The organism is Polynucleobacter sp. MWH-Adler-W8 (assembly GCF_001889925.1).
Classification (GTDB): domain Bacteria; phylum Pseudomonadota; class Gammaproteobacteria; order Burkholderiales; family Burkholderiaceae; genus Polynucleobacter.
In genome coordinates this window covers 1-20,091 of the sequence record NZ_LZFI01000003.1, presented here as the reverse complement: position 1 = coordinate 20,091, position 20,091 = coordinate 1, and the positions used below count along the sequence as shown (strand labels likewise).

The 20,091-nt window shown below is 44.5% G+C and carries 26 protein-coding genes; 8 read left to right on the top strand and 18 right to left on the bottom strand.

Annotated elements, in window-relative coordinates; genetic code table 11:
- The first annotated feature begins 2 nt into the window (after positions 1 to 2).
- On the top strand, positions 3 to 1,421 hold the full coding sequence (locus AOC28_RS03495; RefSeq protein ID WP_072582591.1) for a protein kinase: 1,419 nt from the start codon (positions 3 to 5) through the stop codon (positions 1,419 to 1,421).
- 3 nt (positions 1,422 to 1,424) lie between these two features.
- Here the strand turns inward: AOC28_RS03495 and AOC28_RS03490 are convergent, their stop codons facing one another.
- The gene (locus AOC28_RS03490) at positions 1,425 to 2,753 is read right to left on the bottom strand and encodes a dicarboxylate/amino acid:cation symporter (RefSeq protein WP_072582884.1); all 1,329 of its coding nucleotides are present in this window, start codon (positions 2,751 to 2,753) and stop codon (positions 1,425 to 1,427) included.
- A gap of 100 nt (positions 2,754 to 2,853) precedes the next feature.
- Between AOC28_RS03490 and AOC28_RS03485 the strand changes: the two genes are divergently transcribed.
- Positions 2,854 to 3,591, top strand: a complete 738-nt coding sequence (locus AOC28_RS03485; protein ID WP_072582590.1) for a pseudouridine synthase — start codon at positions 2,854 to 2,856, stop codon at positions 3,589 to 3,591.
- Positions 3,592 to 3,648: 57 nt separating this feature from the next.
- Positions 3,649 to 5,277, top strand: coding sequence for a peptide chain release factor 3 (locus tag AOC28_RS03480; protein ID WP_072582883.1), 1,629 nt, complete (start codon positions 3,649 to 3,651; stop codon positions 5,275 to 5,277).
- Positions 5,278 to 5,299: 22 nt separating this feature from the next.
- Here the strand turns inward: AOC28_RS03480 and AOC28_RS03475 are convergent, their stop codons facing one another.
- From AOC28_RS03475 to AOC28_RS03465, 3 genes are read right to left on the bottom strand one after another with little or no spacing between them, the layout of a single operon-like run.
- Positions 5,300 to 5,545 (bottom strand): hypothetical protein, encoded by a 246-nt coding sequence (locus tag AOC28_RS03475; protein ID WP_072582589.1) that lies wholly within the window; start codon positions 5,543 to 5,545, stop codon positions 5,300 to 5,302.
- Positions 5,546 to 5,567: 22 nt separating this feature from the next.
- A complete protein-coding gene (locus tag AOC28_RS03470; protein WP_255407115.1) occupies positions 5,568 to 5,768 on the bottom strand; it encodes a DUF2798 domain-containing protein in 201 nt (66 codons plus the stop codon).
- Between the two features lie 32 nt (positions 5,769 to 5,800).
- Positions 5,801 to 6,160, bottom strand: a complete 360-nt coding sequence (locus tag AOC28_RS03465) for a DMT family protein (RefSeq protein ID WP_072582587.1) — start codon at positions 6,158 to 6,160, stop codon at positions 5,801 to 5,803.
- 128 nt (positions 6,161 to 6,288) lie between these two features.
- Here AOC28_RS03465 and AOC28_RS03460 point away from each other — a divergent pair, with 128 nt between their 5' ends.
- Entirely contained in the window at positions 6,289 to 6,471 is a 183-nt protein-coding gene (locus tag AOC28_RS03460) for a hypothetical protein (RefSeq protein ID WP_072582586.1), read from the top strand.
- A 52-nt stretch (positions 6,472 to 6,523) separates the two neighbouring features.
- Here AOC28_RS03460 and AOC28_RS03455 read toward each other — a convergent pair whose 3' ends face one another.
- Positions 6,524 to 7,396: a DMT family transporter gene (locus tag AOC28_RS03455; protein ID WP_072582585.1), complete on the bottom strand. Its 873-nt coding sequence runs from the start codon at positions 7,394 to 7,396 to the stop codon at positions 6,524 to 6,526.
- Positions 7,397 to 7,473: 77 nt separating this feature from the next.
- Here AOC28_RS03455 and AOC28_RS03450 point away from each other — a divergent pair, with 77 nt between their 5' ends.
- From AOC28_RS03450 to AOC28_RS03435, 4 genes are read left to right on the top strand one after another with little or no spacing between them, the layout of a single operon-like run.
- Positions 7,474 to 7,977: an MOSC domain-containing protein gene (locus AOC28_RS03450; RefSeq protein WP_072582584.1), complete on the top strand. Its 504-nt coding sequence runs from the start codon at positions 7,474 to 7,476 to the stop codon at positions 7,975 to 7,977.
- Between the two features lies 1 nt (position 7,978).
- A complete protein-coding gene (locus AOC28_RS03445; protein WP_072582583.1) occupies positions 7,979 to 8,374 on the top strand; it encodes a GNAT family N-acetyltransferase in 396 nt (131 codons plus the stop codon).
- A 21-nt stretch (positions 8,375 to 8,395) separates the two neighbouring features.
- Positions 8,396 to 9,040, top strand: coding sequence for a histidine phosphatase family protein (locus AOC28_RS03440; RefSeq protein ID WP_072582582.1), 645 nt, complete (start codon positions 8,396 to 8,398; stop codon positions 9,038 to 9,040).
- Positions 9,041 to 9,067: 27 nt separating this feature from the next.
- Positions 9,068 to 9,838 (top strand): MipA/OmpV family protein, encoded by a 771-nt coding sequence (locus AOC28_RS03435; RefSeq protein WP_072582581.1) that lies wholly within the window; start codon positions 9,068 to 9,070, stop codon positions 9,836 to 9,838.
- A gap of 33 nt (positions 9,839 to 9,871) precedes the next feature.
- On the opposite strand, the gene AOC28_RS03430 is transcribed toward AOC28_RS03435, so the two are convergent.
- The 13 genes from AOC28_RS03430 to AOC28_RS03375 all read right to left on the bottom strand — a co-directional run bounded on the left by AOC28_RS03430 (position 9,872) and on the right by AOC28_RS03375 (position 20,062).
- Complete coding sequence (locus tag AOC28_RS03430; RefSeq protein WP_158009034.1) at positions 9,872 to 10,609, bottom strand: sulfite exporter TauE/SafE family protein; 738 nt, start codon at positions 10,607 to 10,609, stop codon at positions 9,872 to 9,874.
- 29 nt (positions 10,610 to 10,638) lie between these two features.
- A complete protein-coding gene (locus AOC28_RS11460; protein ID WP_192846848.1) occupies positions 10,639 to 10,794 on the bottom strand; it encodes a hypothetical protein in 156 nt (51 codons plus the stop codon).
- A gap of 45 nt (positions 10,795 to 10,839) precedes the next feature.
- Complete coding sequence (locus AOC28_RS03425; RefSeq protein WP_072582580.1) at positions 10,840 to 11,943, bottom strand: patatin-like phospholipase family protein; 1,104 nt, start codon at positions 11,941 to 11,943, stop codon at positions 10,840 to 10,842.
- Positions 11,944 to 11,998: 55 nt separating this feature from the next.
- Entirely contained in the window at positions 11,999 to 12,397 is a 399-nt protein-coding gene (locus tag AOC28_RS03420) for an MAPEG family protein (protein ID WP_072582579.1), read from the bottom strand.
- A 10-nt stretch (positions 12,398 to 12,407) separates the two neighbouring features.
- Positions 12,408 to 13,091 carry a haloacid dehalogenase type II gene (locus AOC28_RS03415; protein WP_072582578.1) on the bottom strand — a complete coding sequence of 228 codons (684 nt, stop codon included), beginning with the start codon at positions 13,089 to 13,091 and terminating at the stop codon, positions 12,408 to 12,410.
- Positions 13,092 to 13,163: 72 nt separating this feature from the next.
- Entirely contained in the window at positions 13,164 to 13,847 is a 684-nt protein-coding gene (locus AOC28_RS03410) for a DUF2461 domain-containing protein (protein ID WP_072582577.1), read from the bottom strand.
- A gap of 26 nt (positions 13,848 to 13,873) precedes the next feature.
- Entirely contained in the window at positions 13,874 to 14,305 is a 432-nt protein-coding gene (locus tag AOC28_RS03405) for a DUF3106 domain-containing protein (RefSeq protein ID WP_072582576.1), read from the bottom strand.
- 65 nt (positions 14,306 to 14,370) lie between these two features.
- A complete protein-coding gene (locus AOC28_RS03400) occupies positions 14,371 to 15,144 on the bottom strand; it encodes a sodium-dependent bicarbonate transport family permease (protein ID WP_237767728.1) in 774 nt (257 codons plus the stop codon).
- Between the two features lie 96 nt (positions 15,145 to 15,240).
- Positions 15,241 to 16,137, bottom strand: a complete 897-nt coding sequence (locus tag AOC28_RS03395; protein WP_072582575.1) for a cation diffusion facilitator family transporter — start codon at positions 16,135 to 16,137, stop codon at positions 15,241 to 15,243.
- A 315-nt stretch (positions 16,138 to 16,452) separates the two neighbouring features.
- Positions 16,453 to 17,466, bottom strand: a complete 1,014-nt coding sequence (locus AOC28_RS03390; protein WP_072582574.1) for a cytochrome d ubiquinol oxidase subunit II — start codon at positions 17,464 to 17,466, stop codon at positions 16,453 to 16,455.
- A 2-nt stretch (positions 17,467 to 17,468) separates the two neighbouring features.
- A complete protein-coding gene (locus AOC28_RS03385; protein WP_072582573.1) occupies positions 17,469 to 18,821 on the bottom strand; it encodes a cytochrome ubiquinol oxidase subunit I in 1,353 nt (450 codons plus the stop codon).
- Positions 18,822 to 19,012: 191 nt separating this feature from the next.
- Positions 19,013 to 19,402, bottom strand: a complete 390-nt coding sequence (locus tag AOC28_RS03380; protein ID WP_072582572.1) for a tautomerase family protein — start codon at positions 19,400 to 19,402, stop codon at positions 19,013 to 19,015.
- A gap of 42 nt (positions 19,403 to 19,444) precedes the next feature.
- Positions 19,445 to 20,062, bottom strand: coding sequence for a flavin reductase family protein (locus AOC28_RS03375; RefSeq protein WP_072582571.1), 618 nt, complete (start codon positions 20,060 to 20,062; stop codon positions 19,445 to 19,447).
- Positions 20,063 to 20,091 lie beyond the last annotated feature (29 nt).

Sequence of the window (20,091 nt, the reverse complement as noted above, 5' to 3'; positions counted from 1 at the left end):
CAATGCCCATCAATACCGACATTCAAGCAGTAGACGATATATTTCAAGAAGGCAAAATAGTAGATGGATTTGTTTTAGGCAAGGAAGTTCACCGCGGCGGAATGGCGAGCCTTTTTTCAGCAACTAAAGAGGGGATAGATGTCCCTATCTTGCTGAAAATCCCGCGTGTTGGCAGAGATCAACCGGTTGAAAGTTTGATCGGCTTTGAAACCGAACTCACTATCTTGCGCTCCCTAAAAAGTCCTTACGTTCCTCAATATTTAGGTTCAGGCAATATGGCCACGCGTCCTTATATTGCAATGGAAAGGGTTGAGGGCCGGCCATTAGAAGATTACATCAAGGAAGGTAAAGTATTTACGATTGATGAGGTAGTACGCATTGGGGCAGATTTAGCGCAAGCCGTTCAGTCACTGCACTCACAAGATGCCATCCACCTAGATGTCAAGCCTGAAAATATTTTGATTGATGAGAAGGGGAAGTTAACGCTCATTGATTTTGGTTTGTCGCACCACGCTCGATACCCAGACTTGCTTGCAGAAGAGATGCGAAAAGGTATCGGCTCTGCGCCTTATATTTCTCCAGAACAAGTAGCCGGCATTCGCTCTGATTCGCGAAGTGATATTTTTTCCATTGGCGTGATCATGTATGAGTTGCTGACTGGCGAACTGCCATTTGGTAACCCTCAAACAATGAGTGGTCTACGTAAACGGATGTGGGCAGAACCCTTTCCACCACGCGCTATTCGTAGAGAAATTCCTCGCTGGTTACAAGAAGTAGTGCTCAGATGTCTAGAGCCACGCGCTGCCGATCGCTATCAAAGCGCAGCGCGCTTACGTCAAGTATTGCGAGACCCCGAGGGCGTTACGCTCACCGAACGAGCCGACCGGGTTGAGCCACCTAGCTTTTGGGAAAATCTCAAAGGCATGTTCAAAGCTGCTGGTTACGAGCCCTCTCCCAGCCCACGGCCTAGTATGGGCAACCTTGATGCGCCCCTCATGATTGCTGCGATTGATACGCGTCAGTCTGATGAAGCTCTGCGTGAGCGCATGCAAGTTACAGCGAAAAATTTATTACAGGCCTATCCTGAAAGCCGCCTAATTTGTTTGAGCACGATTGCCAGCACACCAACCTATGAAGGCAATCATGAAAGCCAAACCGCTAGCGGCATCGTCCGCGGCCACCTAGTGCAATTGATGGAGTGGGCTAAACCACTCAAATTACCACCTGAAAGAATTTCTTATCACGTACTTGAGGCGCTTGATCCCGCCTCTCGAATCGTTGAATTTGCCAAGGACAATGATGCTTCCCTCATTTTGATTGGGGCATCACATAAGCTGCCTAATAAAGTAACGCCCTGGAGAACCTCGATGACCAAGATTGTCGAAGAGGCTCCCTGTAGCGTTCATATTGTGCGCACTTAAATATCAGCGCATTTTGTCTTGCTTTTGATCCAAGATCAATTCTGGCTCTTGTGCTTCAATCCAATTGTCGCGATTAAGGACGCTAGTTAACTGCTTTTGATCTAGCTCGCCAGTCCACTTGGCAACCACAATCGTAGCCACGCCATTGCCAACTAAATTCGTCAGCGCTCGTGCTTCAGACATAAAGCGGTCGATGCCCAAGATGATTGCTAAACCAGCAACCGGAACATCTCCAACAGCAGAAAGGGTGGCTGCCAAAACGATAAAGCCACTACCAGTTACGCCTGCTGCACCTTTAGATGTGAGCAATAGCACTAGCAAGAGCGTAACCTCCTGCATGAGTGTCATCGGCGTATTGGTTGCTTGCGCAATAAATACTGCAGCCATTGTTAAATAAATAGAGGTGCCATCTAAATTGAATGAATAACCCGTTGGAATAACTAAACCAACGCACGCTTTCTTGGCGCCCAACAGCTCCATTTTTTCCATCATGCGTGGCAAGACGGATTCGGATGATGAAGTTCCCAAAACAATTAACAACTCTTCTTTAATGTAGCTCACGAATTTAAAAATATTGAACCCATTAATTCGCGCGATGATTCCCAAAACAATGAACACAAAGAGTAGGCAGGTTAAATAAAACGAGCCCATGAGTTTGCCCAAAGAAAATAAAGAGACTATGCCGTATTTGCCAATGGTGAATGACATTGCGCCAAATGCACCAATAGGCGCAAACTTCATAATCACACCAATCATGTCAAAGAGAACATGGGATGTTTTTTCAATTAAGTCGAACACCATTGTTCCGCGACCACCAAACTTATGCAATGCAAATCCAAACAAGATTGCAATGAAAAGAACCTGCAAAATTTCACCCTTAGCAAATGCATCAACCGCACTGCTCGGGATAATATTCATTAAGAAATCTGTAGTAGTACCTATTTTTCCGGGCCCGGTATACGAAGCAATTCCTTTGGTGTCTAAGCTTGCTGGATCGATGTTCATGCCAGCACCAGGCTGAAGCACATTCACTACAACTAAGCCGACCATCAAAGCAATCGTGCTCACAATCTCAAAGTACAACAGTGCGAGTCCACCAGTTTTGCCCACCTTCTTCATGTCTTCCATGCCGGCAATACCTAGAACCACCGTACAGAAAATAATGGGGGCAATTAACATCTTGATGCCTTTAATGAAGGCATCCCCAAATGGTTTCATTTCTGTACCCAAGCTTGGGTAAAAATGACCCAGCAAAACACCAATTACAACGGCTGTAAGTACTTGAAAATAAAGGATTTTATAGATTGGTGGTTTTTTTAATGCAATAGTCATTTGGTCATCCTTTATTAAATTATGAGCAGGCTTTTTTATTTCGTCTGCCCCCATCTTAACTCCAGGCCAGTATTTAACCCTAATATCGGATAATGCAAGCATGGAAGAAAAAGTACGCGTCTCAAAATTACTCTCTGAGCTTGGTCTTTGCTCCCGTCGTGAAGCCGATTCATACATTGAGCAAGGTTTAGTCACAGTAGATGGCGAAGTGGTGAATGAATTAGGTGTTCGCGCCTACCGTGATCAAAAAATTGAGTTGCAATCTGGCGCCAAAGCACAGCAAGCCTCTCGCATTACCGTCATTCTGAATAAACCCGTTGGCTACATTTCTCACTATGACGACGAACAAGAATATCAACCGGCGGCCTCTTTGATTACCCCTGAAAATTACTTTGCCAGCCCGCTTGATAAAGGTAGAAGCCCTCGCTTTAATACCAAAGGGCTAGCGCCAGCAGGCAGGCTAGATATTGACTCTACAGGCATGCTAGTTCTGACTCAAGATGGTCGTATCGCCAAATTATTGATTGGTGAAAACAGCCCCATCGAAAAAGAATATTTAGTGCGCGTAGAGGGGGCTCTCTCTTTTGAAGATTTAGATCGCTTAAAACATGGTCTCTCTCTTGATGGAGTAGAACTCAAACCTGCACAGGTTAGCTGGCAGAACGAAGATCAGCTTCGCTTTGTATTGCGTGAAGGGCGTAAGCGCCAAATTCGTCGGATGTGTGAGATGGTGGGCCTCAAAGTGATAGGCCTCAAACGCGTCAGAATGGGTCGCATCTCATTGGGACCGCTTCCTCCCGGGCAATGGCGCTATGTAGGGGCTCATGAGCAGTTCTGAAGCACCTTGGCACGCTTATAATTGCCTCCGAACCTAGATACTCAACGCAGAATTACCATCGAAACTCTTACCTCCAGCACTCCAGGCGCAGAAGTACTTAGACGTCGAAGCTTTGCAATCATCTCTCACCCAGATGCAGGTAAAACTACGCTTACAGAAAAGTTACTGCTGTATGCGGGAGCTATTCAAATTGCGGGTAGTGTTAAAGCGCGTAAAGCCAGCCGTCATGCAACATCTGACTGGATGGAAATTGAAAAGCAGCGCGGCATCTCTGTAGCAAGCTCGGTGATGCAAATGGAATACCGTGATTGCATCATTAACTTATTAGATACACCAGGTCACCAAGATTTCTCGGAGGATACCTATCGTGTGTTGACTGCGGTTGACTCCGCTCTCATGGTGATTGATGCTGCTAATGGTGTTGAATCTCAAACATTGCGCTTGCTTGAAGTTTGCCGTGCGCGTAATACGCCTATCGTGACATTCATCAATAAGATGGACCGCGAAGTTAAGCCCCCAATGGAATTAATGGATGAGATTGAAACTGCGCTTGGCATAGAAGTAGTACCCTTCACTTGGCCAGTTGGCATGGGCAAATCCTTTGCCGGAGTGATTGATATCGCCAATGCTCGTATGCGCATGTTCAAAGCAGGTGAAGATCGCGTGACCGAAGACTCACATGCAGTAGTTGCTATAAATGATCCAGCCCTTAAAGAGCGTCTGGGCACAGACTTAGAAAATGCCCTAGCTGAAGTGGAGCTGATCAAAGAAGCAATGCCAGCCTTTGATCTCAAAGCCTTTCTGGCTGGCCGCCAGTCACCGGTCTTCTTTGGTTCAGCTATCAACAACTTTGGTGTGCGGGAGATTCTCAATACATTGGTTGAGCTCGCACCATCGCCAGGCTCACGTAAAGCCTTGCAACGTGAGGTCAGCCCTGCCGAGAACAAGTTCTCAGCAGTTGTGTTCAAGATTCAGGCCAATATGGATCCAGCACATCGTGACCGTGTAGCTTTTTTACGCATCTGTTCTGGCCATTTTCAGCGCGGCATGAAACTCAAGATTTGTCGCAACGGCAAAGAAGTACGAACCAACAATGCGCTATCTTTCTTATCCCAAAGACGGGATATTTTGGATGAGGCTTTTCCAGGCGACATCATTGGCTTGCCAAATCATGGCTTACTGCGATTGGGTGACACCTTAACCGAAGGCGAGCAATTGCAATTTACGGGGCTCCCATTCTTTGCACCAGAAATTTTCCGCATGGTTGAGTCCGCCGATCCTTTGCGCTCTAAGCAATTACGCACTGGACTGATGCAATTGGGTGAAGAGGGGGCTATTCAGGTCTTTAGGCCAATGGCTGGGGGCACCATGCTACTTGGCGCCTTTGGTCAACTTCAATTTGAGGTGGTAAGCCATCGCCTCCAAACTGAATATGGCGCGGAAGTGCGCCTTTTGCCTGCCCGCTATAGCCTGGCTCGCTGGGTTAGTTCAGATGATCCAGTTGCCCTGAAAAAATTTACCCAAGAAAATATCCACCGCATGGCAGAAGACGTAGTGGGTGCATCCGTTTTCTTGGCATCACATAAATCAGAGCTGGACGTTGCCCAACAACGTTGGGAGTCCATTCAATTCCATGCCCTCAGAGAGCATGCTGGCTTAATTTATCAATCCGATATGGCAGGCTAATTCGCCCAGCGGTTGCATTAAATTAGCGTGTTGTTTTGCAATCAAAGACAGCAACCAACTGCGTATCACTACTTTTAAACGAGGCAACCTTGCCATACTGCGCACAATAGGCGCTGGCCTTCTGAGTTAATTGCTCAACTGATTCGCCGCTACTATTTAGAAAAGTAACATGGTTAGAATCTGATGCATCGGTATATACCGCAGCACAAGCGCTCAAAATAGATGAGCAACATGTAGCCAAAACAGAAGACCTCATCAATGCATTCATTTAATCATTCCTCATCCATAACTTAGGGCTTATTGAGGCCCAGTACATTCATAATCTTTGCAGTGATTTTGCTAGCAAATGGCCTGTAAATCAGAATACAAACAATAGCCACTGGGTAAGCTACTGACCAAACTTCAAACCACGCCCAGAAGAAATTTTCTGCAAGGTCAACACGAACAAAAGTAGTGGCGAGCGTAATGCTTAAAGACATTAAGCACCCCATAACTAAAGCAAAGATAAGGTTCTGTATCTGAATCATGATCTAAACATAAAGTAGACGGCGCCCAATAAGCATAATCCCGCCCAGATGTAATCGGTTTTAAATGGCTCGCCCATGTAAAACACTGCAAACGGAACAAATACACTGAGAGTAATCACTTCTTGAGCAATCTTGAGTTGTCCCAGACTAAAAAACTGATAGCCTATTCGATTGGCTGGAACCTGCAAGGCATACTCAAACAAGGCAATCGCCCAGCTCACTAAAACTGCAATCCACCATGGCTTGGCTGATAAGTTTTTTAAGTGTGCATACCAAGCGAATGTCATAAATACATTGGATAGCGCTAATAGGCCAATAAAACTAATTGGGCTATTGAATACAGATAGATTAATCATGGCTACATCATAGCTTCTAGGTTTGTTAACTGTTATTCTGGACTGTGATCACTATTGTGCGCCCTAGACAGGGGAATCTCTTAAGAAAGTCTTTGAGATTCATCATTCCATTACTCTAGGAAAACTCCATGGCTGTAGGCCAAAATCAAAGAACCAGAAAAAATGACTCTATGCTCACCAAAACAGGAAAAGCGCGCTTAGGCCCCCTGAATACCGCTCAACTTACTAAGTTACTAGAATCGAGCACCAAACCCAAAGAGAAAAGCAAAATCTTGCGTGCACTCAGCAAACACAAAGTTGTTGCCGCATAATTAAAAAGCCCCGTTTAATCGGGGCTTTTTAATTTCATGGTTAGAAATAAAACTACGCTCTTTTTACCAGCATTCTTTTCCCAAGGATAACAGTAGATACAACCAACATAGCAAAGATTAAATTCATCACCGTGAGTGAATCGCCCAATAAAACGCTTGCTGCTACTAGAGTGCAAAATGGCTGAATCAATTGCACTTGACTGACACGTGCAACACCGCCAATCGCAAGACCCTCATACCAAAAGAAGAAGCCAAGAAACATGGGGAATAAACTCAGATAGACAAAGCTAGTCCATGCCACGGCACCCGCATGAATATATTCTGGGCTATAGGTAAGCCAAGTCATCACAATATTCAACGGCAATGAAATAACCAAGGCCCAAGAAATGACCGCGCGTGGATTCATTTTTCTGGAGAGCTCGCCACCCTCTACATAGCCAATACAAGCGCTAATCCCGCCAAGCACTAAAAGGCCATCAATATACGTAAAGTTGCCGGAGCTCTTCAATAGAGCGTACAGAATGACTAAACCAGCACCCAATAAAGATACCAGCCAGAATCCCAAGGATGGGCGCTCTTTAAAGCGCAGCACTCCAATAACCGTTGTAGCAATCGGCATCACCCCCAAAATCACTGCCCCATGTGAAGATGAACCTTGAGTCATAGCAACAGTAGTGAATATGGGAAAGCCAAACACGACACCCAAAGCTATGACAACAAATTTGACAAAATCTACTTTAGTGGGCGTGTGCTCTTTTTTGTACGCAAGATAGACCAGAGCAACCAACCCTGCTAAGGTTGCCCTGCCAAAAGCAATGAAATACGGGTTAAAGCTTAAAACAGCAATCTTACTTACTGGTAGCGTTAAGCTAAAAATTAGAATACCGATAAAGCCAATCAGCATTCCCTTGCTTTCTTTATTCACCGTTGCCCTTTGTCTTGTGTTGTATTTATTGTATTAACAATCATCAAAGCATGAGTTGTAATATGTAAATAGTCCCTATGAAATTCAATGCCTATATTCAAGCCATCTATCTAGCAGCGTCTGCTGGCAAGCAGATGCTATCTGTCAGCACTGCCAAAGTCATAGTTGGCAGTGGCCTTGAAGGTGACCGTTATGCACTAGGTACGGGCGCCTATTCAGCCATCGAGCCAACTAAAGTGCGTCACGTCAGTATCATCGCCCTATCTGCTATCAATACAGCAAATGATTGGCTAACAGCTGGAGATGAACCGACTTTTGAGGGCTCTGAAACACGCCGTAATATTGCACTTGCAGGAATTACGGCGTCTGAACTAAATGCGCTCGTAGGCCAACGATTTCAGCTAGGTGACATTCAACTACTTGGCACAGAACTATGCACCCCCTGTGAAAGACCGGCGCAATTACTGAGTAGGCCAAGCTTCATGGAGGCATTTGAAGGGCGCGGCGGCATTCGGGCCGAAGTTTTAAATTCTGGAGCTCTTGCTGTGGGTGATAAGCTCTTCGTAGGGGAAGAGGAATGACATGATTCAATATCACGACAACGCCACTATTACTGTGGAGCAAGCCATCGATCTTTACAAGCGCTCCACCCTTGGGGAGCGACGCCCTGTTCACAACGTTCAAACATTTGAGGAAATGCTCAAGAATGCCAACCTCACTATTACCGCATGGGACGGCAAATCTTTGGTGGGTATTTCGCGTTCGCTGACAGACTTTTCTTATGTGGCTTACCTTGCGGATTTAGCCGTTGATGAAAAATATCAACGCTCTGGAATTGGCAAGCAACTAATTGAGGAAACCAAAGCGCGCCTTGGTCCTGAATGCATGATCGTACTTTTAGCAGCGCCTAAGGCAAATGAATATTACGGACATATTGGCTTTGAACACAATCCGCGCGCCTGGACTCTCAAAAAGTAATTCCGTCTTTATCATTGCCATATGACTATTACTCGATTTTGCTTAGTTCGCCACGGTGAAACCGACTGGAATGCCAGACGCCGCCTTCAAGGCCACACTGATATTGGCCTCAATGCCAAAGGATTAGCTCAAGCAGGGCAAATGGCGCGTGCCCTTAAAAATATGGGGCTTCAATTTGATGTTCTATATACAAGCGATCTTCAGCGAGCAGCAAAGACTGCACAAGCTATTGAAGAGATATTCGAAACCTCTGCGATACCTAATACTGGGCTAAGAGAGCGTCATCTTGGTGCTCTACAGGGACTCACTACAGATGAAGCCCCGATACGTGAGCCAGAACTTTGGAAATCTCATCTCAGCAGAAATATTGAGGAGAACTTAGGTGATGGCGAAAGCATTCGACAATTTGCAGATCGAATTAAAACTGCGCTTGTGGAAATCTGCGAACAACATTCAGGCAAAACTATTTTATTAGTAAGCCATGGAGGCGCATTGGACATGATGTACAGAATTGCGAGCAATCAAGCTCTGGATGCAGAAAAGACCGTTACAGTGCCCAATGCCTCCCTCAACTGGATTAGCCATGATGGGCTTGCATGGAAAGTAAACGGCTGGGCAAATACAAGTCATCTGAAGGATTTGGCTCTAGATAATCTAGACCTCTAGTGGCCCACAAGGGCTTATGATGCCTACATGAAATCGATTTTTCGCATAACGGCTCTTTTAATTGCTGCTGTAGTCTGCTTTCCGGCCTACGCCATGGATGATATTCCGGATACGCTTCCGGATCACATCGTTGGCGATATCGGTGTCGCCGCTTACACCACTAATTTACATATTGGCACTGAAGGGACTCAATCTTTGGCTGTGCCCTATGCCTTTTTTGACTATCAGCGTTTTTTCGCTCGTATAGATGAGGTGGGCATTAAGACTTTCAAGATGGGCTACGGCTATTTTGAAGTTATTGGCAAAATTAATTTAGATACCTACAAAGTAAAGTCGTCAATCAACGGCAACTCTATCAATCGAAGTGATCCAATACCACTTGGCTTGGGAACTTTTCAAGAGACGCCGATCGGAGGATTTTTTGTTAATGCCTATCATGACTTTGGGAAGTCAAAAGGGGCGCTCTATGAATTTTTATACTTCGCCGAAATTGAAACCTATAAAAAAGTAACCGTCTATCCGCAAATTGGTGTGGAACGACAGTCAAGTCAATACGCTAATTACTACTATGGCATCAACCCTGGAGAGTCGATGGCTACTGGTTATGCGGCTTATAGCGCCCCCGCAACAAACAATCTTCTAGCGGGACTCATGGTGGAGATTCCAGTGGTGGATAACTGGTACATCAACGTATATGGTAAACGCAAATGGATGGGTGGCGGAATTAATAACAGTCCCGTCATGAATCGCTCATTCCAAGACAATATCTTTATGGCACTTGCGTATCGCTTTAAGTAAGCGGGAGAGGTTAACTAACTCTAAGTGGCGGCTTTAGAAAGACATGGCAAGAATGGAAAAGCCTGAAATTAACATCACCAGCTCCATCAGTAATAAAAATTTCTTTTCTGGCAATGCCAAAACAATCTTCTTAGAAAAAATGGAGCCGACCAAAACGCAGCTACCAATAAGTAGCCCCTGAATGATTATGGTGGCATTGAGAAAGCCTAGTTGATGAAATGTAATGCCCTTGGTAAACAGAATAGATAAGGTGCTGGCCGCCTCTGTTCCCAAGAAGGCACCCTTGGTGAGGCCGTAGGCTAAAAAGAAGGGGGTGTTGATAGCTCCAGTAGTCGCAACAATCCCAGTCAAATACCCAATTACAGCGCCAACCAAGGCCATCTGCCAAAGTTTTAGATAAAAATTTTGATTGCGCATCCAGCGACGAATCGGTATTAATAAGATTAAAAATACTCCTAGAGTAATTTCTATTAATCGCTCATTAAGCTGAACGAGAGTGTTCACCCCTAATACCGTGAACGGTATTGCAGCCAGGCTGTAGACAAAACAAACGCGCCATTGAATCACACTCCACCACAAAAAAATGCGGGAGAGATTGGCTACTGTGGCAACCAAAGCAATAACCGGAATTGCCTGAATGGGGCCATAAAAATAGACTAAGGCAGGCATCAGGATGATCGTTGTGCCAAAACCAATGACGCCCCCTAAAACCCCAGCGGCCAGGCCCAATGAACCGAGCACTAAGGCTTGAAGAACTAAATCAGGCAGCACTATTGATCTCGATTAAATTTAAAAATGAGTTAACGCCCACCCTGACAATCTAAAGGCATTTCCCACATAGGCTTGCCTTGACTAAAGTCACAATTCACTCCGTCTGGAGAGGTAGTGCTAGCAAGACAACCGCTCAAGACCAGAGCAAATAAAGTCACAGTCAAAGCTAGGAATATTTTCTTCATATTGCAATACCTTAATTGAAATACAGTTTTATAAATAATTTTTCATTAAGCCCAAAATGCTTTCATCATTGCTACATCAGCAACACCCCTATCATTTCCATACTTCAAATAGGGTGCAATCCATTTTGGATCAAGAAGATTCTCCACCTTAGATAAACCAGGCGGAAGGCCAACAACAATGTGTTTGGTCTTTGTGCCACCACCCTCTAAATCCTTCACTTCTTGATTAATCGTATTGGGCAGAGAAGATAAGCGCAATCCCTGCTTTTGCTCGTTGATGGTTCCATCGCCCAAAGAAATCACAATGGCTCGTTTAACGCCGGCAATAACATCGCTATGCGTACTACTCTGGCTCATGCCGCCATCCATACATAACCTATCTTTTATGAATGTAGGGCCAACCTGGCCTGGCGCCGAAGAACTTGCAGCACAAGCAACGTTAATAGGAACATTATCTGCTATTGATACAACAATACGCTGCCCCGTAAAGCAATCAATAGCCGTAGTAAACATTCCATCGGACGGCCAAGCAGAAGCCGTTAGCAGCTTCTTCATTACCTTGTAGTGATTGGCTACACCATCAGGATTGAATGAGGCCATCGCAGCCTTGCCGATGCGCTGAATAGACGCAAGAGATCCATCACGCACCGTCAGCTCGGCACGCTGCGCTCTTAATTGAGAAGCATTAAATTTCAATGCGGGCATCATTTCTGCAAGCAATTTTGGGAAATCGGCAAAAAGATCTATCTCATCCACAAGGCGCCACAAGTGCCCAGATGTCAGCATTGCACCAAATATTGAACCCGCAGAAGTGCCGACCACTACATCTGCACTGCTTAAATCTATACCAGCCTTCTTCAGTGCGTTGCAGTACCCGGCATACCAAGCAATTAATGGAGTTCCACCACCGCCCAACGCTAAACCTCGCTCCTTACCTTGCGCAAACGGATTCTTAAATGGAGCTGGATAAACCAAACCATCATTCCAACTCGCTGTAGATTCAACATCTTTTTTAGCTGCCAAGGCCTCAACTTCGGCGATGGTTTTTGGTGACAAATTTTGGGCCTGGGCTAGAGCTTGCGTACTGGCAACTGCGGCGATGCCAGCAGCGGAAGTTTTTAAGAAATTACGGCGTGATGGTGTAGTCATATAGTTTCCATAAGTAATACTCGATTTAAAGCGGGCCCTAACAGCAAAGAGTCGTTTAGACGGCGAGCCTGTAGAGAGACCATGTTAAGTTCAAAGCAACCAATGCAATGAGCGTAAAAAAAGTAAATTTCATTCCAAGCACGCGCTTGCTGAAATCTGGCGGTGGAGTATTCATGCCTTTTGCATGAATCAAACGCCCAATGATGAGTGAGACGCCTGGAATAGCCACCAACCACCAGGGGGCGCCATTTAACTCAAGACAAGCAATTAAGATAACTCCCAAAGGAATGTATTCAGCAAAATTTGCCTGGGTACGAATAGCCCTCTCAAGATCTTCGTGACCACCACTTCCTAGACCAACCTTATTTTTTCTTCTTAAGCCAATGACCGCAAAAGAGAGCTTGATAAAAATGATTGTTAGGATGGCGGCAATGATTGATGTAATTAAAAGCATTCATATTTCCTTAGATAACTTCTAATACCTTGCTTAAAGAATTGCCTTCATAGTTTGGCTTTTCACCAATCTCTTCAAAAGGGTGGCCAAGACGATTGACCCAAAATACATCAAAGCCATACCACTTTGCAGCTAAAGCATCCCAAGCATTGCTCGATACAAAGAGAATTTCTTCCTTCTTGACAGGAAATGCCTTTAATAGCAATTCATAGGCCTGTGGGGCCGTTTTAAATAAGCGCACATCCTCGATAGTGACAACTTTATCCAGGTAAGGCTTCAAGCTATTACTCTCAACTACGGTTGCCAACATTTCTCTGCTGCCGTTAGACAAAATCGCAGTAGATATTCCTTTCTGTTTTATTGTTTTGAGGACATTAAGACTATCTTCAAAGCCAGTGAGCTTGGCATACTGGTCCATCAACCGCCCCTCATAATCAGGGGTGAGATTTAGGTTCATACGCTTACAGACATACCGCAATGAGCGAATGGTTAACTCCCAAAACGGGAGATAGTGCTTACTCCCATTGGGATTGGGGTCACTCATCGTTACCAAGCGGGTGTATTCAATTTGGCGATCGCGCCACATTAAAGCAAAGGCCTGCCCATGACCCGGAAATAATTCTTCTGCCAACTGCCCCATGGAATACACATCAAATAATGTGCCATAGGCATCAAAAGCGATTAGCTTATACATGCGTTTCTTGCTTTCTAATATAAATTTCTATTGTCGTTTAAACGCATTATGAGCCGAAACGTATCTTTATATTTACTCAGAAAATTTAGCCAGTGCATGCCACCCAAAACTGAGAAGGGGAAGCATATCTTTAGCAAAATCAGTGACTTCTTTAGTCAACTCTTTCGAGCAAATCGTTGATCTGGGCAACTGCTTTCTAACGATCCAGCCTTTGAGCTTGATTGCTCGCTCAACTTCTAGAGGAACATCATTAAAGCCTCTCGGAATGCGGGCCAACGTGTTGGAATAATCTAGCTCATAGCCTTTTCTTTTTAGAGACTTCTCAAGAGATAGCCAGGCCTTAGGGTTATCTAAAATCCCCTGCCTGAGTTTTTTTAGATTATGGGCTTCTGGCTGCAAATAACCAGCGGCGCATCTGCTGCCCAGGGGGTCTAAACGAAAATAGAGAACCCCCGGAGAGTGCTTGTCGCCAGTTCTCGTAAAGAGCCCGCTGGCATGCATGTTGTAAGGATGCTTTGCTTTTGAAAACCGAGCATCTCGATTAATTCTAAAGAGAGATTTTTTAGGGTCGCCCCACAGGGGCACATCTTTTTTTGCGAGACTCTCAGACAGGGCATCTGTAAAGTGCTTCATGGGTTCGCGCACAAACTCTTCATATTCTGAACGATGCTCAGAAAACCAAATCCTAGTTTGATTGTCTGTAAGCTCTTCAAGAAATTTGAAAGCCTTCGGACTAAACCCAATAAAGTCAGTCATTGTAGTAGGGGGCGAAGATGCCAAACCTAACCCGGTTGTTTAAACCACTTCTGCTTCTCCTCAGGACTCATGTTGTCCCATTTAGCTCTATGGGCTTTCATTTCTGCCTGCTCTTCTGGTGTTAGCCCCTCAAAGAACGCTTTTCTTTCGGCTTTCATTTTTTCCTTTTGTTCAGGAGTAATAGATTGCCATTGGGTCTTCATCTTTTCCTGAATCAACTTACGATCCTCAGGACTTAAGGCCTTCATTTGATTGCGCCTCTGATGCCAATACGCTTTTCGCTCTTCTGGTGTTGCCTTCAGTAATGCAGCGTCTATTTCCTTCATCTGCTCAAAGCGCTGATCAAAACTCAGATTGATGTTGGCCAAAGGATTTGGTGGCTCAGGTATAGCTGCGCTAGCCAAGGAAATCACAGAAACACTAAATAGCGCTCCAACTATCCATTTTTTATAAATCATTGATTCATCTCCTGCTGGTTATGAACCATTCTAATCCCGGCTAGGGCAGAGTCAACTGGCCCTATCTAGTAAGTTAGACCGGCAACATAAGCGTAAAGCGGTATCCCCAAAATGATATTGAAGGGGAAAGTAATTCCTAATGACATGCCCATATATAAGGCGGGGTTTACTTCTGGAAGCGCATGCCTTAACACTGCAGGCACCGCAATATAAGAAGCGCTGGCGGCAAGCACCATCAATAAGACGGTATCACCCAATGGCAAGCCCAATAACTTGCAAAGTACTAACGCAATAGAGGCATGAACCAAGGGGGCGCCGATTGCATAAAGCAAAATAATGGGTGGCTTACCCTTTAATCCCTCAAAGTTCTTAGCTGCCATCAAACCCATATCGAGCAAGAAGAAAGCCAGCATTCCCTTAAATAAATCAATTGAAAATGGGGCCATTATTTTTTGCCCGCTATCGCCACTTACTAAACCAACCATCATTGAGCCCAAAAGAAGCAGCTGGGCGCCATCAGTAAAAGATTCATGAAGAATCTTGGACATACCTGTCGGCTGCGTTGAATTCGTAGTTGATGTCCTAGCTTTATTTGCTAACAAGATTGCCAGAATGATTGCCGGCGACTCCATCAAGGCCATTGCGGCCGCCATGTGTCCACCAAACGCAATGCCATACTGATCAAGCGCTTGTGTCGCAGTAATAAACGTTACAGCGCTAATAGAACCATAAGTAGCCGCAATGGCAGCTGCATCATAGTTATTGAGTCTGCTTCTTAAAACCACATATCCCATGAGAGGAATGAGGATTGCTAAAAATACCGCGAGCCCAAGCGCCAAAGACAAAAAAGAGAATTACTGGATTTAGGAAATTATTCATACCAAGATCTTAGGTAATTTTAGAAGTTCTTGTATTAGCCCCACAGTGCCTGAGGGCTATACAGGATCTATATGCGTCATGACATTGAGTACCGGCAATTGCTTCTTGATTTCATTACCCGCGTTTAGGGCAATGTCGTGCCCCACCTTGACGGTGGCATTGGCATCCACATCGATATGGACATCTACCAAAATCATATCGCCCATCTTGCGAGTACGCAGATCATGAAAACCTCTAACGCCATCAGTAGATTTGATAATGTCCTCTATTTGACGATGCTCTTCTTCTGATACCGCCCTGTCCATCAGGTCATGCAGGGCATCCCAACCAAACTTCCAACCCATTTTTGCCACCATTAAGCCAACCACCAAGGCGCCAATAGCGTCAAAGATTGGGTGCCCAAATAAAGCACCAACAATACCGATAGAAACGACTAGTGAAGAGGCTGCATCAGATCTCGCGTGCCAAGCATTGGCTACCAACATAGAAGATCGCACACGCTGAGCTACTACCAACATGTATCTAAAAAGTATCTCCTTTGCGACCAAAGAGGCCAACGCAACATACAAAGCTAGGATTTGAATTTGTCCAGCTGGCACTGGATCAATGATCTTTTCTCCAGCCTTAAAGAGCATGCCAGCACCAACAGCTAATAATGAGATTCCTAAAAATAGAGAGGCTGCAGTTTCATATCGTTGATGACCATAGCGGTGATCTTCATCCGCATCTTTAGCGCTATGGTGATTGGCAAAAAGCACTACAAAGTCTGCAACTAAATCTGTCGCGGAGTGAATACCATCCGCAATCAAGCCCTGAGAGCCAGACACAATACCCGCAAATACTTGAGAAACTGTCAGGCCGATATTAACCAGGACGCTGACCAATGTGCTCTTCTTCGCGGCCTGTTGCTTCGCAGGCGTTTGTGATTCGTGATCTTCTATCTCTTTATCCATTTGCCCATGCTACCAAGTATTTATGAAATATTGGCATATATGTGTGCTGTAGAACACTTCAATTGAAATAAAGCTTATAAAGTGAATCGAGGAATGGTCAAGCAGACATTAGAGGATGCGATAAGTAAGAAGTTTTTCTGCTTTCCAACTTACGGCTAACAATCGCCAAATCTCCATTTCCTATAGTTTTGTATTTACTCTTGCTGGACGACCAAATGAAAAAACCACCCGAAGGTGGTTTTGATCTTCTTGGTGCACCGGCGTGGAACCTAATGACTCATACAAGTGGCGAAGTATTTAATACGTCTTATGAGCTTAGTAATAAGTCAGTGGCTCGGTTTTTCCCCAAAAGATTTTGTAGGAATAAATGGTGTATCCAATGATGGTTGGCAGCACAACTATAGCCCCCCAAAATATGACCCACAATGATTCCGTAGCTGAAGCCGCCTCCCAAATCGTCATTTTGTCGACAACGATGTAAGGGAACATGCTGTAAGCAATTCCTAAAAAAGCCAGGACAAAGATGGCTACACTTAGAGCAAAAGGCACCCATACAGGAGCGGGCTTATTTTTTTGCATTTTTAACAAGTTCAAATCGATCAAGATAAAACAGGCCAAGGTCAGAACTGGGAACGGCAACAAGAAAAAGACATTGGGAAAGTTAAACCACTTTGCCGCAATCTCCGAACTAAAGAATGGTGTCGCTACAGAAATGATCCCAACACCAAGCGCCGTTAATAAGAGGCATTTTCTTGCCCAACCTACTGCCTTGTGTTGTAACTCACCAGACGTTTTCATAATCAGCCAGCTAGCGCCCAATAGGGCATACCCGGCAGGCAGGCATAGCGCAACGATAAAAGAAAATATCCAGCCCAAGTATCCGGAGTCAAAACCAATCACTTCTCTACCAACCATGACCCCTTGAGATGCTGCGGCCAAGAAGCTGCCAAAAAAGAATAGAAAGTTCCAGAGCGACTTCTGGCTCAAATGTGCTTTTGCGCGAAAGTCAAAAGATACGCCTCGTAAAATTAAACCGGCCAACATGATGCCCACAGGCAAATAGAGTTCAGTCAAAATAATTCCATGGGCCATGGGAAAGGCAATCAAGAGAACTCCGACTCCGAGCACTAACCAAGTTTCATTAGCGTCCCAAAAAGGACCGATTGATGAAATCATGATGTCTTTTTCTGATTCGCTTGCCTGATTCAATAAGATACCAACACCCAAGTCGTATCCATCCAAGATAACGTAAGCAATCATTGCAATTCCCATTGCAACCAAAAAGAAAAGGGGCAACCAACCAGATGGTTCGTATAAATTAGGAATCATTCTTATGCTCCTGCAATGTTGTTAATGAGGCCTGGTTTTTGCTCATCAATAATATGTACAGGATTAGCTTGTCTTGCTAAATAAAACACAACCCAAATATAAGAAACAATAAGTCCAAAATACAGCGCAAGGTACATTACGAGCGTACCTAAAACCATATTGGTAGGCACTTTAGTAACTGCATCAGCAGTTTTTAGCACTCCACTAACAAGGTAAGGTTGTCTGCCTATCTCGGTCACATACCAGCCGGCAACTACACCGAGCCAACCAGAAAATGTCATCACACTGAGCCCTTTTAAGAGCCAAGTTGGTAGTTCCTTATTTTTTCTTGTCAGGAAGAACCCAACGAATGCAGTAAAGAGCATCAACATGCCAATGCCGACCATAATGCGAAAGGCAAAGAAAATGGGGGCGACTGGTGGGGTTGCCCCAGGGAAAGCATCCAAACCTTTCACCTCACCCGCAAATGAGTGTGTCAAATATAAAGATGCGAGTTTTGGAATAGCTATTTCGTATTTATTGGCTTTAATACTCTCATCCGGTATGGCAAATAAAACGGCGGGGGCACCTTTTGTTGTTTCCCAAATTCCCTCCATTGCCGCCACCTTTGCAGGCTGATACTCCAGCGTATTTAGGCCATGTGAATCGCCAAGCACAATTTGTAATGGAGCCAACACCACCGCCATAGTCATTGCCAATTTGATCAGCGCTCGGTTGCCAGAAAGATTGATGCCTTTCAAATATCGATAAGAAGAAATGCCTGCAATTAAGAATGTTACCGTCAAAAATGATGCTGTCATCATATGAAGGAGGCGATAAGGCATCGAAGGATTAAAGACAATCTCAATCCAATTGGTCGCATGTGCTTGACCATTGATCATCTCAAACCCCTGTGGGGTTTGCATCCAAGAATCTAAGGCAATGATCCAAAATGCTGAAAGTGATGTGCCGAAAGCAACTAAAAATGTGGCGACAGTGTGCGCTCTTTGAGAGACTCGTTTAGAGCCAAACAACATAATTCCTAAAAAAGTTGCCTCAAGGAAGAATGCGGATAAAACTTCGTAGCCAAGCAAAGGCCCTGCGATATTGCCAACCGTTTGCATATATCCAGGCCAGTTAGTTCCAAACTGAAAGCTCATCGTAATGCCGCTGACAACCCCAAGCGCAAAGGTTAAGGCAAATATCTTGACCCAGAATTGATAGGCTTCGCTCCATACTGAGTCGCCAGTTTTATTAAATTTAACTTTGAAATAAAAAAGTACCCATCCCAATGCAATCGATATGGTTGGGAAAAGAATATGAAAAGTCATATTCGAAGCAAATTGAATTCTGCTCAAAATAAGCGTATCAAGCATTTGGCTACCTCTTATTTTTAATATGTTTTTATTATGCTCTTTACCCCTCTAGCCTGCTGAGGCTGATTTAATAAGCCTACTCTAAGCATGGCATGCCGTTTTAACGCCCTTGCCCCAAGTGAAAAAAACCATCCGAAGGTGGTTTTGGTGATTCGTGGTCGCCGGGACTGATCGACCTGGGCCGAGGATCTCTAATCCTTATCGGCATATTGCATTTCACCATTACCAAACGACCAATTTTCTTTGCTTACCTCAAGCAGGTTAATAAAAACATCCTGTGGTCTGACTTTAAGCTTTTGCACTAAAGTCTCACAAATGACTTTATATAGCCTCTTTTTTATCTCAATAGACCTTCCAAAACTTATGGTCGCTTGAATAAAAATGATGCCTTCTGAATATTCAATTCCTAGATAGCTTTTTGGAATATTTAATTCCGATGCATCGTGTCTAGTAATAATCTGAAATTTATCGTCTTCAGGAACGTTGATTTGTTCGCGCATCACCTCATAGATAATGTCTCCGACTTGCTGAGCAAAGCTCTCAGAGTGTTTTTTACTTAAATTAATTCTGACTAATGGCATCACTATTCTCCTTGGGTCCATCCATCTTAAACAGATTCAACCTTATTTAGGTCTATACAACTTAAAGAGTTGCTCTTTGCCAATAGTGAAGTAATCGCCTGGACCGCCACCCCTAAGGACATGACCAGCCTCTGAGGTTTCGTAGATTCCCTGTTTTAATAAAGACTTAGCAATATGAATTTCTACAACTTCACCAAGCACCAACCATGTTTGCGCCTTTTCACCTGAAATACCTTTGAGCTGAATGATCTCAGTACATTTACATTCAAATGCAACCTTGGCTTTTGCAACCCTTGGGGGGATGACCAATGTCGATTTAGCTTGCTCAAGTCCTGTGGCCTCAAACTCACTGACTTCAGGCGGATATGGGGCGCATGATTGGTTCATAGCCTCTACTAAATCGAATGTAACTAAGTTCCAAACAAAGTCGCCAGTTTCTTCAATGTTTCTTAGGGTGTCTTTATAGCCAACACTAGAGAAGCCAATAATTGGTGGGACATAGTTAAACGCATTAAAGAAACTATAGGGGGCTAAGTTAATAATCCCAGCTTTGCTTTGTGTTGAGATCCACCCAATCGGCCTTGGACCAACGATGGCATTAAACGGATCATGCGGTAAACCATGTCCATTCTTGGGCTCATACGAATACATATCTGTCATCTCTGCTCCTTAGGCAGTTAGTACCACTT

Excerpts from the sequence above, each read along its gene's own strand:
- AOC28_RS03495 (WP_072582591.1), top strand. The coding sequence starts at position 3 with ATGCCCATCAATACCGACATTCAAGCAGTAGACGATATATTTCAAGAA.
- AOC28_RS03490 (WP_072582884.1), bottom strand. The coding sequence starts at position 2,753 with ATGACTATTGCATTAAAAAAACCACCAATCTATAAAATCCTTTATTTT.
- AOC28_RS03485 (WP_072582590.1), top strand. The coding sequence starts at position 2,854 with ATGGAAGAAAAAGTACGCGTCTCAAAATTACTCTCTGAGCTTGGTCTT.
- AOC28_RS03475 (WP_072582589.1), bottom strand. The coding sequence starts at position 5,545 with ATGAATGCATTGATGAGGTCTTCTGTTTTGGCTACATGTTGCTCATCT.
- AOC28_RS03470 (WP_255407115.1), bottom strand. The coding sequence starts at position 5,768 with ATGGGGTGCTTAATGTCTTTAAGCATTACGCTCGCCACTACTTTTGTT.
- AOC28_RS03465 (WP_072582587.1), bottom strand. The coding sequence starts at position 6,160 with ATGATTAATCTATCTGTATTCAATAGCCCAATTAGTTTTATTGGCCTA.
- AOC28_RS03460 (WP_072582586.1), top strand. The coding sequence starts at position 6,289 with ATGGCTGTAGGCCAAAATCAAAGAACCAGAAAAAATGACTCTATGCTC.
- AOC28_RS03450 (WP_072582584.1), top strand. The coding sequence starts at position 7,474 with ATGAAATTCAATGCCTATATTCAAGCCATCTATCTAGCAGCGTCTGCT.
- AOC28_RS03445 (WP_072582583.1), top strand. The coding sequence starts at position 7,979 with ATGATTCAATATCACGACAACGCCACTATTACTGTGGAGCAAGCCATC.
- AOC28_RS03440 (WP_072582582.1), top strand. The coding sequence starts at position 8,396 with ATGACTATTACTCGATTTTGCTTAGTTCGCCACGGTGAAACCGACTGG.
- AOC28_RS03435 (WP_072582581.1), top strand. The coding sequence starts at position 9,068 with ATGAAATCGATTTTTCGCATAACGGCTCTTTTAATTGCTGCTGTAGTC.
- AOC28_RS11460 (WP_192846848.1), bottom strand. The coding sequence starts at position 10,794 with ATGAAGAAAATATTCCTAGCTTTGACTGTGACTTTATTTGCTCTGGTC.
- AOC28_RS03425 (WP_072582580.1), bottom strand. The coding sequence starts at position 11,943 with ATGACTACACCATCACGCCGTAATTTCTTAAAAACTTCCGCTGCTGGC.
- AOC28_RS03420 (WP_072582579.1), bottom strand. The coding sequence starts at position 12,397 with ATGCTTTTAATTACATCAATCATTGCCGCCATCCTAACAATCATTTTT.
- AOC28_RS03415 (WP_072582578.1), bottom strand. The coding sequence starts at position 13,091 with ATGTATAAGCTAATCGCTTTTGATGCCTATGGCACATTATTTGATGTG.
- AOC28_RS03410 (WP_072582577.1), bottom strand. The coding sequence starts at position 13,847 with ATGACTGACTTTATTGGGTTTAGTCCGAAGGCTTTCAAATTTCTTGAA.
- AOC28_RS03405 (WP_072582576.1), bottom strand. The coding sequence starts at position 14,305 with ATGATTTATAAAAAATGGATAGTTGGAGCGCTATTTAGTGTTTCTGTG.
- AOC28_RS03395 (WP_072582575.1), bottom strand. The coding sequence starts at position 16,137 with ATGGATAAAGAGATAGAAGATCACGAATCACAAACGCCTGCGAAGCAA.
- AOC28_RS03390 (WP_072582574.1), bottom strand. The coding sequence starts at position 17,466 with ATGATTCCTAATTTATACGAACCATCTGGTTGGTTGCCCCTTTTCTTT.
- AOC28_RS03385 (WP_072582573.1), bottom strand. The coding sequence starts at position 18,821 with ATGCTTGATACGCTTATTTTGAGCAGAATTCAATTTGCTTCGAATATG.
- AOC28_RS03380 (WP_072582572.1), bottom strand. The coding sequence starts at position 19,402 with ATGCCATTAGTCAGAATTAATTTAAGTAAAAAACACTCTGAGAGCTTT.
- AOC28_RS03375 (WP_072582571.1), bottom strand. The coding sequence starts at position 20,062 with ATGACAGATATGTATTCGTATGAGCCCAAGAATGGACATGGTTTACCG.